General features: G+C 65.6%; 15 protein-coding genes. 3 read left to right on the top strand and 12 right to left on the bottom strand.

Annotated elements, in window-relative coordinates:
• Positions 1–80 precede the first annotated feature (80 nt).
• The 9 genes from proS to AB0H61_RS36850 form a co-directional block, all read right to left on the bottom strand.
• Complete coding sequence (gene proS / locus AB0H61_RS36810) at positions 81–1,517, bottom strand: proline--tRNA ligase (protein ID WP_357313003.1); 1,437 nt, start codon at positions 1,515–1,517, stop codon at positions 81–83.
• A 272-nt stretch (positions 1,518–1,789) separates the two neighbouring features.
• The gene (locus AB0H61_RS36815; protein WP_357313006.1) at positions 1,790–2,566 is read right to left on the bottom strand and encodes an SAM-dependent methyltransferase; all 777 of its coding nucleotides are present in this window, start codon (positions 2,564–2,566) and stop codon (positions 1,790–1,792) included.
• 23 nt (positions 2,567–2,589) lie between these two features.
• A complete protein-coding gene (locus tag AB0H61_RS36820) occupies positions 2,590–2,874 on the bottom strand; it encodes a cold shock domain-containing protein (RefSeq protein ID WP_357313009.1) in 285 nt (94 codons plus the stop codon).
• A 42-nt stretch (positions 2,875–2,916) separates the two neighbouring features.
• Positions 2,917–3,279: a hypothetical protein gene (locus AB0H61_RS36825; RefSeq protein WP_357313012.1), complete on the bottom strand. Its 363-nt coding sequence runs from the start codon at positions 3,277–3,279 to the stop codon at positions 2,917–2,919.
• A gap of 100 nt (positions 3,280–3,379) precedes the next feature.
• Positions 3,380–4,324 carry a nucleoside hydrolase gene (locus tag AB0H61_RS36830; RefSeq protein ID WP_357313015.1) on the bottom strand — a complete coding sequence of 315 codons (945 nt, stop codon included), beginning with the start codon at positions 4,322–4,324 and terminating at the stop codon, positions 3,380–3,382.
• Complete coding sequence (locus AB0H61_RS36835) at positions 4,321–5,382, bottom strand: NAD(P)-dependent oxidoreductase (RefSeq protein WP_357313016.1); 1,062 nt, start codon at positions 5,380–5,382, stop codon at positions 4,321–4,323. Before AB0H61_RS36835 ends, AB0H61_RS36830 begins: the two co-directional genes overlap by 4 nt.
• Before the next feature lie 120 nt (positions 5,383–5,502).
• The gene (locus AB0H61_RS36840; RefSeq protein WP_357313019.1) at positions 5,503–6,018 is read right to left on the bottom strand and encodes a hypothetical protein; all 516 of its coding nucleotides are present in this window, start codon (positions 6,016–6,018) and stop codon (positions 5,503–5,505) included.
• A gap of 278 nt (positions 6,019–6,296) precedes the next feature.
• Positions 6,297–7,142: a hypothetical protein gene (locus AB0H61_RS36845; protein ID WP_357313022.1), complete on the bottom strand. Its 846-nt coding sequence runs from the start codon at positions 7,140–7,142 to the stop codon at positions 6,297–6,299.
• A 17-nt stretch (positions 7,143–7,159) separates the two neighbouring features.
• Complete coding sequence (locus tag AB0H61_RS36850; RefSeq protein WP_357313025.1) at positions 7,160–7,630, bottom strand: hypothetical protein; 471 nt, start codon at positions 7,628–7,630, stop codon at positions 7,160–7,162.
• 190 nt (positions 7,631–7,820) lie between these two features.
• Between AB0H61_RS36850 and AB0H61_RS36855 the strand changes: the two genes are divergently transcribed.
• Both AB0H61_RS36855 and AB0H61_RS36860 read left to right on the top strand, forming a co-directional pair.
• Entirely contained in the window at positions 7,821–8,726 is a 906-nt protein-coding gene (locus AB0H61_RS36855) for a helix-turn-helix transcriptional regulator (RefSeq protein ID WP_357313028.1), read from the top strand.
• An 18-nt stretch (positions 8,727–8,744) separates the two neighbouring features.
• On the top strand, positions 8,745–9,134 hold the full coding sequence (locus AB0H61_RS36860; RefSeq protein ID WP_357313031.1) for a DUF397 domain-containing protein: 390 nt from the start codon (positions 8,745–8,747) through the stop codon (positions 9,132–9,134).
• Positions 9,135–9,561: 427 nt separating this feature from the next.
• Here AB0H61_RS36860 and AB0H61_RS36865 read toward each other — a convergent pair whose 3' ends face one another.
• Positions 9,562–10,173, bottom strand: a complete 612-nt coding sequence (locus tag AB0H61_RS36865; protein ID WP_357313033.1) for an HD domain-containing protein — start codon at positions 10,171–10,173, stop codon at positions 9,562–9,564.
• Between the two features lie 2 nt (positions 10,174–10,175).
• Entirely contained in the window at positions 10,176–11,249 is a 1,074-nt protein-coding gene (locus AB0H61_RS36870) for a helix-turn-helix transcriptional regulator (protein WP_357313036.1), read from the bottom strand.
• Positions 11,250–11,484: 235 nt separating this feature from the next.
• On the opposite strand from AB0H61_RS36870, the gene folE reads away from it, so the two are divergent.
• Complete coding sequence (gene folE / locus AB0H61_RS36875) at positions 11,485–12,018, top strand: GTP cyclohydrolase I (RefSeq protein WP_357313157.1); 534 nt, start codon at positions 11,485–11,487, stop codon at positions 12,016–12,018.
• 42 nt (positions 12,019–12,060) lie between these two features.
• Here the strand turns inward: folE and AB0H61_RS36880 are convergent, their stop codons facing one another.
• Complete coding sequence (locus AB0H61_RS36880; RefSeq protein WP_357313039.1) at positions 12,061–12,750, bottom strand: HAD family phosphatase; 690 nt, start codon at positions 12,748–12,750, stop codon at positions 12,061–12,063.
• Positions 12,751–12,791: the final 41 nt, after the last annotated feature.

The raw sequence follows: 12,791 nt of genomic DNA on the forward strand, positions 1-12,791 counted from the left end.
ACCCCCCGCTGTTCCTCGTTGGCGCGCTAAACCGCGGGGGCCCCCGGGGCGCCCCGGGCCCCCCACGATGCCGCAACGAGTCAGTAGGCGCGCGCGAAAATCACCCGCTTGCCGTAGGCGGCTGGGGCGTCACAGCGCACGCACCGGCCGCTCTCCGGCGCCGCGTCCAGCGGCACGCAGCGCGGCGTCGCCGCAGTGGCGGCCTTGACTTGGTCTTCGCACTCGGGCCGTCCGCAGTGCAACGCGACCGCCCACCCCGACGCCACCGCCGCCTCGAAACCGGCCCAGTCGTCCACGGTTACGGTCCGTGAGTGCCGGAACTCGCTCGCCCGCGCCAGCAGCATCGCCTGGAACTCCTCGAGGACCCGCGGCATCTGCTGTGGCAGCTCATCCAGGGGGATCGACTGCTTGCCCGCCCCTAGGCGCAGCGCCATCACCGCCGTCCCTGCCGCCAGATCGCGGGGACCGAGTTCGAGCCGGACCGGTGCGCCCTTCAACTCCCACTCGTTGTACTTGCGGCCCGGCGACAACTGGTCGCGGTCGTCGACGTGAACACGCACATCGGCCGCCCGCAGTTTCGCGGCCAGCTCATGGGCGGCCGCGACGACGGTGGTGTCGGTGCCGCGGGTGATCGGCACGATCACCACCTGGTGCGGCGCGAGCCGGGGCGGCAGCACCAGGCCGCGCTCATCACCGTGGGTCATGATCAGCCCGCCCAGCATCCGGGTGCTCATCCCCCATGACGTTGTATGGGCCAATTCCTCGCGCCCGTCAGCGGAGGTGTAGCCGATCCCGAACGCGGTCGCGAAATTGCGGCCCATGTAATGGCTGGTTCCAGCCTGCAGCGCCTTGCCGTCGCGCATCATGGCCTCGATCGTCACCGTTGACACCGCACCCGCGAACCTCTCGCCAGCGGTTTTCTCGCCGGGAACCACCGGCATCGCCGCCAACTCCCGCGCGACCCGCTCGTAGATGCCCAGCGCCAGCATCATCTCCTCCCGCGCCTCTGCCTCATCAGTGTGCGCAGTGTGCCCCTCCTGCCAGAGAAACTCGGTGGTACGCAGGAACATTCGCGGCCGCAGCTCCCACCGCACGACATTGGCCCACTGGTTCAGCTTCAGCGGCAGGTCACGCCACGACTCGATCCACTTGGCCATCATCTCGCCGATGATCGTTTCGCTGGTGGGCCGCACCACCAAGGGCTCTTCGAGCACCTTGCCGCCAGCGTGGGTAACTACCGCCAGTTCCGGGGCGAAGCCCTCGACGTGCTTGGCCTCCCGCGTTAAGTACGACTCCGGGATGAGCATCGGAAAGTAGCAGTTCTGGTGACCGGTTTCCTTGATCTCCGCGTCGAGCTTGGCCTGCAGCAGCTCCCAGATCGCGTACCCATACGGTCGGATCACCATCGTGCCTTTGGCCGGACCCCGGTCGACAAGGCCAGCCTTGATCACGACATCTTGGTACCAGGAAGCGAAATCATCCTGAGTGGCGGTCACACCGCGCTCATCCCGTGCCATAGCCGCAAGGCTAAACCAGGCGGGTGACCCACCTCACTCCGATGCCGAACACCGCGCTCCGCGGAATTGTCAGCGTGTCCCGCGCCGGGCGCGCCAAGCCCGCGGGTAGCCTCGCCCCATTCGCGACCGGGGTCGTCCAAGACCCTTCTGAACACCAGAGCTATTGCAGTGCAATGGAACTGGCACCGGGCCGGTTCAGCGCTCAATGCGCCACCGGCCCCGCCGCCAGTCAGGGGAGTCCTCGGTTGCGGTGCTCGACCGGATTCCTGCTTCTATGGTTTGCGGGCCACGGCACCGTAGGCCGAGACTGGTCGGACTTTGCCGACATCGGGTTCATCCGACTGCCAGTGGGTGATGGGAACGAATCCCGGCTCAACCACATCGAGGCCGTGGAAGAAGCCTAGGATCTGGTTTTGAGGGCGTGGGATGTAGGGCACACCGCGTGCGCGGTTGCGGGCTTCGCACCCCGAGACGTAGGCCTTGCTGTCGTTGGTGCCGTCCCAGAGGGCCAGGTAGCTGCCCTCGGGCAATCCGTTCATCATCGTGTTGACGATGCGCAGTGCGTCATCGTAGGCCTTGGCGTAGCCGAGCACACCCATGAACAAGACGCCGATCGGCTCGTTGAAGTCGAACACGTTGTGGGCGTCGGAGATGATCTGTTCCGGGAAGTGGAAGTCCGAATCTATGTAGGTGGTCACCCCTTCGGGACTCCTGGACTGCATCAATGCCCGCGCGTGGGTCAGGACTAGAGGGTCGTTGTCGACGTAGATGATCTTCGATTCGGGCACCACGCTCTGGGCCACTTCATGGGTGTTCTGCATGGTGGGCAGGCCGCAGCCGATGTCGAGGACTTGGCGCACGCCGGCGTCGGCGACGAGGAATCGCACCGCGCGGACGAGGAACTGTCGCGACTGAACCGCCATTCGGCTGATGTCGGGGTACTGCTCAACGACCAGGTCGCCGGTGATCTGATCGATTACGTAGTAGTCCTTCCCGCCCATCAAGTAGTTCCAGACTCGCGCCGCCTGCGGGACGTCGGTCCTGATCAACGGCTGATTGTGGTCGGTCCGGATCATGAGGCCGTGTGGTTGCTGTGCGGTGTGCGCTGACGGGCGGATTCGGCGTGCTGTTCGCTGACGGGTTCGGAGTCTGGGCGCACGTCCGTCGCGCAGAGCCCCTTGTCTCCGTTGCCGATGCCGAACTTGACGCGCTGTCCCACTTGGAGCGAGCGCCGTCCGGGTTTGGTTGCCTGGATCGCGGAGGAGTCCACACGGATCTCCTGTCGGCCTGGACCGACTTCGATGTAGCCGAAGCCCTTCGCGTCGTCGAACCACCTCACGGTGCCGTGAGTTGTCATGTTGTGGTCGAGTTCCTTCCGTTGAGCAGCAGATAGTTCGGATCAGCGGGGCGATGGGGGCAGTGATGAGTCGGTGGCGCCCTCTTCGCTGCCTGCATCGGCGTGTGTTGGCGCAGAGGCCGTCATCTCGGCGATCCAGGCGTCGGCGTCGGCGAGGGCGCGGGCGATCTCTTTAACGGGCTGGCCGCGGAACTGGCGTCCGCTGGTGGTTTCTCCGCGGGCCGAGCATGTAGTCAGCGTGTCCGCGCGCACGATCGCGACTCCGCCGTCGAATTCTCGGCGCAGCCACCATTCCGAGGCCGACTCGTCGCCCACCGCAACCCAGGGGTGGACGGCGTCGGACTTCTTGATCGGTCCCCAGCGTGTCGGTTCGAGATCGCCGGTGTCGGCGTCGTCGGTACCCATGTTTCTCACCCCGTCCGGTCGAACGCAGCAGATGGGTGTCGTTGCTGACCGATTCGCCGTGGCGGATCGATATCGGTTTCGGTGTGGGGCCCTCTCGATGTCATCGCTGTTGTTCCCCAAGGAAGTCCAGCAGATCGGGTGCGTATCCACCTGCGTGCCCGAACAGGGCCAGCAGGGTGGTGACGCGGTCGTTGATGGCCCGGTAGGTGGTGTCGGTGGCGATGCGCGCCCAGTGATCCCCGTTGGGATGCAGGTGTATCCGGCCGTCATCAGAGAGGTCGAATCGTGCGTCCTCGCATGCCACGATGCGGCGGCCTGTCGCGGCGACCACAGCCAGCGGAGCCTCCAGCCGCATACCGGGTCGCTGCTGGTTGAACGACTGGTCGTAGCAGTTGCGTACGACCGTGGCCCATTTCTGGCGGCGCTGACCCTGCAGTGCGTGGTACACCCTGCTGCCCGGCCCGATTCCCGTGCCCGGGTGCGGGACCGAGTCGACCAGCACCAGCGACAGATCCAGTAGCCGTGACCGCAGCACCTGCACCGCGGCTCCCGGGTCGAGACGCATATGCCGTTCGCCGACAGCCCACGTCACTACCAGCCTCTCGGCCAGGCCCGGGCGCTGCTGCAAGGCCCAGGCGAGGTTCGTCGCGGGGCCACTCACCACCCAATGCAGCGGTCGGTTCTGATTTCGCATGACCCAGTCGAGGGATTCGAGGAACGAATCGGTGTGCAGTTCGGTGTCATCGGAAACTATCCCGTCGGCGAACCATCGGGTCTCGGCGGCTGGTAGCTGGCCACCGGCCACGACCGGCACGCCGGGACGGCCGAGCAGATTCATCTGGAAGCGAGCCAGCCGCGCGCGGTTGCCGTGGCGGAGCTCGTCGGCGGTGACTACCAGCGACACCGGTAACAGGCGCGCGGCCATCGTCAGCGCCACAGCGTCATCGGGCCGATGCCCGATGACGGTGTCCACGATGACCGGCATCGTGGCGAGTCCGGGGCGCTGGCTTCGGGCGGCCACGCTGCTTGCCTGCGCATTCGTCATCGCTGTGCCCCCTCGGCGACGGAGCCGAGCGTGCAGTCCGCACCTGCGAGTGGGTGCGGGAGAAGATCCCACGGGTCTGGCATTTCGCCGGACAGAACCATAGAGATGTTGTCGGCGAGGATGTCGGCTACCGCGTCGGCCGCTTCCACGGTGTGCCCGCCGATGCCGGGCACATGCACTACTTGCGGCTGCCACAGGATCGGGTCTTCCGCGGCGACAGGCACGTGGTCGTAGCTGTCGGTCACCCACGCCAGTGAGCCATCGCAGGCCCTGCGCCGAAGCGCGGGCATGTCGATCCGTTGCACACCGGCGACGGTCACCACCTGAGCGCCGTACCGGATGCGGTCGACTATCTCTGCGGTCAGCGTCGGAGCGCCCGGGCCACCGGCGAGGACGATGATATCGGCGCGGTCGGTCAGTTCCTCGACCGAAATACGTTGTGCGCCGATCTGTCCGAAGACACTGTCGTCGGCGACGCAGTCGACTGCATACAGTGTCGCCCCGAGTTCGGCGTAGGCCCGCGCGACAGCTGTCCCGAACGGATCCAGGCCGACCACCGCGACGTTCTTGCCGCACACGGTGCCCGACAGGTGCCGCGAGCTGTCGACGATGTGGCTGCTGGGGTTCGGCCATTTCGCCAGTCCGACCAGCATCGCCGAGTGCCACATTGTGATTCGGCGCATCCCGGCGATCGTCAGCCCGACGGCCAGCTCGACCCGTGACTGCGTATAGCCTCGCGAGCCGTCGATGAACAGGATCTCGCGTGCGGCCAGCTGATCAGCGATCGCGAGACCCGTTCCGTCGGTCACGCCCGCGACAACCTCCAGCTCAGGCAGTGCGTCGATGTCGTCGGCATCAGGTTCGACATCGAGCACCACCAGTGCTCGCGCCCCGGTGAGACCGGGCAGACTCTGTATCCGCTGGTCGGCGCGCAGTGGCATCGCCTGCACCTGCAGGCCGTGGTTGGTCAGGCGTCTGCGCAATCGATCCCGCAGGCCTGCTGATCCGGCTGCGAGCCCGCTATCGACGATCACCACGTCTGGCCCGTACCCTGTCACGTTGTTGCTCCCCTTTTGCTTTCGCCGAACTGTATTGTCCAGCAACCATTTTCAACATCAGAGCTCTGTGCACCCCGATCACTCAGATGATCGAGGTCGCTTCGCCGGGCGGATCGCCATTCACACCTGCGCCCACGGCGACCACGTCGATCTCCAAAGGTCGCCCGCTTTCGAAGCAGGAGTGTGGCCCCTGAAAGTCGGAACACCACGAACCCGCAATCGAGTAACGCTGTAGATCCGGTACCCGACCCACGGCGCATCGCCGAGTGCAGGATCGGAATTGTGTCGGGCCGATCCCGTGCCACCCAGGTCGCGTGCCTCGATCGCCACGATCGTGGCGCTGGTCCAGCGCAGACGTGCCTGTATCGCCTCGGGCCTCGGGCCGCGGTAGTCGCGGGCCTGGACCTGCCGCACCACCGACGCAACCAGCGACACGGTCACGTCGGTGACCAGGCTCGACCACTCGATCAGCGGCCACCTCGCGGTGTGCTGGCGCGCGAACAGAGTCGCCGCGGCCGCGGCGGCGTCAGCCGTCGCCGGTAGCGGCACATGCAGGCTCAGTCGCCCCTTTCGCAGGGTCCAGCCGCCTCTTTCGCGCGGATCCAGCCGGTCCTCCGAGAGCGCGGAATCGCTCATCCTGGGCTTCTCGCGCGTGTTCGCGGAGGTATTGGTGAGTGCGTTCATTCGTCCTCGCAGGGGTGTGGCGAGATCCGGAAAGCGTGATCGGGCATGTAAAGCCGTTGGCACGGAAGCTCGTTCCTATTCGGGTGAAGGCGGTCGTCGGTGCTAACGTCCGGTGTCGTGCCGTGGCGCCGAACCTCGGCCGCGAACTCCTGCGCCGCGCGATCCCGCTCGGTAGTAGTGCAGAGGATGCAGACCCTCGAATTCGACAGCCACGCGGCGGTCCATGGCGATCACCGCGGACTCTCACTGGGTGAGAATCGAACGGCCCCCGGCTCCGGTTGGGCATCCGCCAGCTCGGTGTGGCCAGCGTCCGGTGCCGTGGCATCGGGAGGATCTTCGTGCTGCTCCGCTGGAAGCGGGATCTCATGCCGTGTCACGCTCCCGCCATCGCGAGATTCGTAGAACTCGACGGCCACCGTGCTGGATCCTGGCGGACAGAGCACACGCACTCGGATCGAGTTGTGCTCAGTCGCCAGCTCCGCAGCTGGTTTGTCCAGTGACGCGCTGATCAGCTCGTGTACCAAGGCCATGATCGGCTCGACCACATCACCGAGGCCCGCGCGGGGCAGGCGCTGTCGGAGGTTCACCCCGATGATCTCCTCGGCGAGGTGAAAGGCGGGAACGACGACCTCGGCAACCAAACCGGGCTCGCTACTGCCGGGCTCGGGATCGGTAAAGACCACATGCACCATAGGGGTCAGCTCCGAAATGCGGTGCAGGAGAATATGCCTCGGTACACCGAGCTGGTCGAAATGAGCGGGGGACGGAACCAGTAGGTGGCCGCCGCCTGCGTTCGACAACTCGTCCAGCAGCCACCACAACGCCGGGGTCGGTAGCGGGCTTCGCACCAGCTGATCCACGCTCATGGCATTGTGCTGCGCCACCGCATGGAGGCGCGGCAACACTTGCCCGCCGAGGTCATTGTCGACCGTCTGGATCAGTGACCACAGGGCTCCGACGGCCGATCCGCGTTCGTAGTAGACCCGGTCCGCGACGCTGCCGCCGTAGCTGTTGGCGAATTCCTCTAAACGCGCCGCTGCCTCCGCCTGGTCGGGACCGACCAGGCGGAGGTTCATGTACCCGAACATCAAGGTCACCGCAGCAGCCCCAGCACTGCGTAGATCACGTCTCCCATCGGGGGAACGAAGCCGTTCTCTGGCGACTCGATCCACTCCCGGAATCGATCATCACCCGGCATCGGCAAAGCGATGCTGCCCGATGCGACACTCACGTTTAACGCGAATAGCCGATCCCCGTACGTTTGCTCAGTTCCATCGGGCAGGCACGTCAAAATCGTCACCCGCCGCGATCCTGGGTGGCCGATCACCGGACCTAACCGGCCACGCTGGCGCAGTTGCTCGCGCACTGTGAAGCCCACTGACATCGGCATGACCAGGCCACGGATATCCGCGGCCCAGTCCAGCACGAGTCGGTTCCCGCACCGCACCGTAGGCATCCAGCATCGCGGATGGTCGAGTGAACGGCTCGTAAGTCCCCGACTCAGGTCCAGTGGGCAGACCGACGGGCGGCCCACCGTGATGTCGCGTTCGAGTTCAGCCGCCATCAGTCCCACCTACACCTAGGGCTTCCTCAGCAAAGTGACTGGCATAGCCGCTATCACTCTGCGCTGCTCTGTGTCAGAGTGTCACAGTGACAAGCACGGTGCAACGAGAACGAGGAAACTCAAGGCTGTATGCTGTGACAGGAGCACTGGTGTGACAGTTGGTCACTGTGCGATTGAGGAGGTGTGACCGTTGCCGCTAGGTTCGACATCAGCCAACGGTGAACGAATCTCGCCCTACAGTCGGCGGTTACACCTCGGCGACGGGTTGCGCCGCCTCCGCCAGGAGCCGACGGATCGTTCAATCGCAGAAATCGCCAGGGCAGTGGGCATCGATCGGACTCTGTTGAACAGGATCGAGAACGGGCAACGCCGCGTCCCCGCTGATCAGACTATGAAGATCGTCGAACACTTAGGGGTTGAACAGCACTCCACCCAATGGCAGGAGTACTACGCGCTGGCCCGTGACGCCACGGTGTCGGGGTGGTGGGAAAACAAAGCTTTCAAAGGTCTCTCACCTCGGCAAGCTCTACCGGCCGACCTCGAAGCCGGTGCCAGTCGAATCCGCTGGTACGACTTCAACTTGATCCCCGGCTTGCTCCAGTCACCGGCCTACCTGCGGGCGCGCCATGACCCGAGCATCACCGGCGATTCTGCAGACAACCCCGTCGAGATCCGCTGTCGCGAACGCCGTCAACAAGAGGCGTTTGCGCCGGGCGGGCCCCGTATCGAGGTCATTGTCGAGGAAACGGCGATCCGACGGCTCATGGTGCCGCGACCCGCCATGCTCGAACAGCTTGAATACCTGCTCAAACTGATCGACGATGACGGCCCGGTCGAGTTCCGCGTCCTGCCAGTCGGCGGCGAGCTACTCAAGCTACGAGCGCCCCGGTCACCGTGGCAGCTCTACGACTTCGTTGTCAACGATCCACCTCTGGCGATAGTCGAATCGCTCACGGAGGACGTCCTGCTGCGAGAACACAAAGAAGTCGCCAACCACGATCGGCTCTGGCAAGGGCTGCACCGACTGGCCTTACCGCCGGGCGAAAGCCGAAAGATGATCGCCGGGCAGGCCGAAATTCTCGCGAAGGAGCAGTAGAAGGTGAGGAATACGAACATGACCGGGCAACGGCCACTCGATGGGTACCGCACGCCGTCGGCGAGCGACGGAGGCGGCCAATGCGTCCGTGTGCGGCGGATCGAAGGCGCGGAGAGTGTTTTCATCCGTGACAGCAAATATCAACGCGACCCCAGAAACCGGGCCGAACAGGAGCCGATTATCGAGATGCCCTCTGGCGCTTGGGACGACTTCGAAGCGATGGCTCTGAATCAAGACGTCGGTGCCGAGACCGGGACCGGCCAACCCAGCATCGAGCACACCGCCGAACGCGGGGTGGTGCTGCGAGGGGCCGACGGAACAACGCTGGAGTTCACTGAAGGCGAGTGGAGCGCCTTCCGCGACGGTCTCCTCAACGGAGAGTTCGAGCCCTGGTCGATTGCGGCCTGAATGCGCGTAGCGAACTGGTAGACACCGTAGCGGGGAGCGGCAACCAGTGCGGCGACGGGTCTGAAAGAGCAACGTCCCGTCGATCCTCTGCAAGGCCTGCGGATCGACGGGACTACTTTGTCTTCCGGCTACGGGCGAGGCAAGCTCCGCAAGCACCGATTGCAGCTGGGGGCAACTCTGGTGCCGCGGCGCCCAAGTTCGCCGCCGGAGGCGGCCTCCGAATGCCGTCCGGGCAGCCGATGCCTTAGATGACAGCTGCAAGGATTCCCACCCCGCCGCGGCGATACTGCTTTTCCCGGCGGCGGGGCGGGGCTATGCGGGCGCCCCTTAGCGTCGGGGTCAGGGTGGGTAATACGTCCTGCCGCGGCGGTGACCGTGCCCTCCAACCCACGTGTTGCGGCTCTGAGGTGTCGGCACCTGGTCAGCGTCAGCTGAGTCCTGGGCTGCCAATGCGGGCGGAGAACTCCAGCCACCACGTTGCCGGGTCGACTTCGAGTGCGGCTTGGCCGAGCTCTTTGCCTGTCGGGGTCAGAAGGGAATTCAACATCGTGTCGATGAATACCTGCATGTTCCGGTTGCCAGCGGACTCGTATTCACGGGCTTGGAGCAGGCAATCCAGTTTGTCGGCGTCGTGTGAGCACCGTGCTTCCAGTGTTGCGTCGGGCCCTTTGCACGACTCGTGCTCATCGACCAGTGCTCGGATGCTTTCTGCGACGGAACCCGGCAGGCGCTCGGTTTGGTCACGGATTACCTTTTGCGGATCGGCGGTTTTGACGTAGTTGCGTGTGACGGCGTTGTTGTCTCCCAGACGGCATTCGGGCACGTCGTGGAACACGCCGAGCGTCGCGGCGCGCTCGGGGTTCGGTGCGCCTTCTAGGATCGCGATGATGTAGGCCAGGATGCCGACACGGTGGCTGTGTTCGGAGACCGATTCCGGGTTGGCGACGATGGCGTTTTCAAAGCCGTCGCGGGCCAGCCGCTTGAGTCGACCGGTTTCGTAGGCGAATATTGCGATGCCGCGGAGGCCGTTGTCTAACATCGTCATTCGCTCCTTACAAGGTAGTACACCTGGTCGAGGCATCGCCGGGCGGCACCGCTCAAACCCTCATTGGTGAGTGCGATCTCGACGGTAGACGAAATCCGTGGGCGCCACCGTGGATCGGTGGCCAGTTGCCGCCGCGTCGCCAGCAGTGCGGTCAACGTGTGCACCGACAGCTCCCGGTACGGCGCGTGCACGATCCCATGGAGCAGGCCCGCCAGTAGCTGTTCCCCGGACCAACTGTCGGTGCTGGGGTGGGTCATCGCCGCATCGCTGATCCACACATCGCGGATCTCGCCCGACCAGTGGGCCCAGTAGGTCAGGTTGATCAGGGCGTTGCGGTCGTCGATGCCGCCTCCGGCGATGAACCGCGTCAGCGGTTCGGTGTCGCCGACCACGGCCGCGCTCACTGCCGCTGAGCGGGCAAGTGGCCACTGCGGGGACCACTGCGCCAGCTCGCTGCGTGGTCGGCGCATGGTGCCGCGCACCTGCTCGGCGATCCAATCTTGCGAGCCTTGGTGTCCGGCAACGAGATACATAGCGTGGCGACGTAGTTGCGCCGCTGCGGCGCTGCCGGGCGCGGCACGGTCAGCCACCTCGCATAGTGCTGCTGCTGCCTGGTCGCGTTCCCTTCGCGGGATGTGCAGTACTGCGGAGGTCTCTCGAAGTTGGCGCGGCAGCTGACCGGTGATTGCCCATGAAATCAGGTCGCTGGTCGCACGATCCGGCACTGTCAGCGCGAGAGGATGCCGGTCGGGATCGACGGTGCCGAATGCGTCGAGAAGTTCGTCGACCGCCAGCGCGGTTTCCCACACCCGCGTCAGTTCGCTGGGCGCCTCGCCCAGCGCGGTGAGGGATCGGTGCAACCCGCGCAGTCTGGTGTAGGGCAGCCGGACCAGGGGCTTCAAACCGGTCTCCCACCCCTGAATTGTTTTGTCCGACACTCCGACCCGTTCGGAGAACCGCACCTGGCTGTCGCCGGTGGATCGGCGAATCGCGGCGAGAATGGCGCCGGCGACCCGACCGGAGAGCGCACTCCTCCCCGCAGTAGGTGTCTGCGCCGATGAGCCCGGCATGTCGCGCTCCTCGCATCACGAAAGCCCCACTCGCAGTGAGTTCTTCGGCCCGTCCGCGCTGTCTACGGTGGTACAGGACGCTCTCGACCCATCTCATCACGAGTCATGTCGAGTATGACCCGGTTTAGGAGATCAGATGGCCAGCCGCCTCGCACCAGCAGAATGCATCGAACTCGCCGACGGTGTTCCCGCGCGGCGCCCGATCACCGCTGACGACAAGGCGGCTGAGCGGGACATGGCCGCCGCCGAGCAGGCAGCCGCCGCGTTCTTGACGGCGCTGGGTGTCGATCTGTCCAGACCGTCGCTGCGTGAAACACCGGCCAGGATGGCGCGGGCCTTCGCCGAACTGCTCTCCCCACGCCCGTTCGATTTGACCATGTTCGCCGCGGAGGGCTACGAGCAGCTGGTCTTGGTGCAGGACATCACGTTTCGGTCCCTGTGCGAGCACCATGGGTTGCCGTTCGTCGGTGTGGCTCACGTGGGCTACCTGCCCGGCCCCCACATCATCGGGATCTCCAAGCTCGCTCGCGTCGTCGAGCTGTACGCCGGTCGCGCGCAGACCCAGGAACGCATGACCGAGCAAATCGCGACCTGGCTCGAAGACCACCTGGAGCCCACCGGTGTTGGTGTGCTCGTGCGTGCCGAGCACATGTGTATGACGCTGCGCGGGGCGCAGGCCCTCGGCGCGACGACAACCACCTACGCGTTGCGGGGACGGCTGCGCGACAGCGCCGAGGCGCGCGAAGAATTCTTCGGCCTTATCCCATGAGCCCGGCGCGTCGACACCACAAGGCCTGCCTCTTCTTGCCGCTCACGCGCCGTGGCGGGGGTACACCACGTCGGTGAGTTCGTTGCCGCGCACGACGAGCACCGGCATCCCGGCTCGGTGAGCTGATTCGATGCCGTCGGGGGCGTCCTCGACAGCGAGGCACACCGCTGGATCGAGGTGGAGGCGCCGGGCGGCCTCGAGGTAGGTGTCGGGGGCCGGTTTGCCGTGTTCGACGTCCTCTCGGGTGACGATGGGCCGAAACATATTGGGGCGGCCGAGGGCGTCGAGTCCAGCGGTCACCAGAACCGCCGCCGACCCTGTCGCGATAGCGCAGGGCAGGCCGCGGGTGTTGGCGTACTCGGCCAGATCGAGGACGGTGGTGTTCGCGACGAGCGTGGCCGGTGACGTCGAGGCGAGCAGCCCGCTACGGCTGGCGGTCACGATCTGCTCGAGCGGTAGGTGCCGGGCCCCGGGTATTCGGCGCAGCAGCTCATAGATCGGCAATCCGCAGTGCTGGCGATACCACTGCGGCCCGACCGTAACCCGGTGCGGTGCCAGCGCGGCACATAGGGCCTGGTAGTTGCGCAAGTGGTTGTCGACCAGGGTGCCGTCCCAGTCGAAGATCACGCCCCGCCGGCCGGTCAGGACGCTGCCGAAGAAGTCGTGGCGGCCGTTCATCGGTGTCCAGAAGTTGCCGATGGCCGACTCGCCGTGTCGATTAGGCGCGGCCACGGGCGCGTGGCACGCTGTCGGGCGGGCCGATCAACGCGCAG

Source organism: Nocardia sp. NPDC050710, from assembly GCF_040654375.1.
Classification (GTDB): Bacteria; Actinomycetota; Actinomycetes; order Mycobacteriales; family Mycobacteriaceae; genus Nocardia.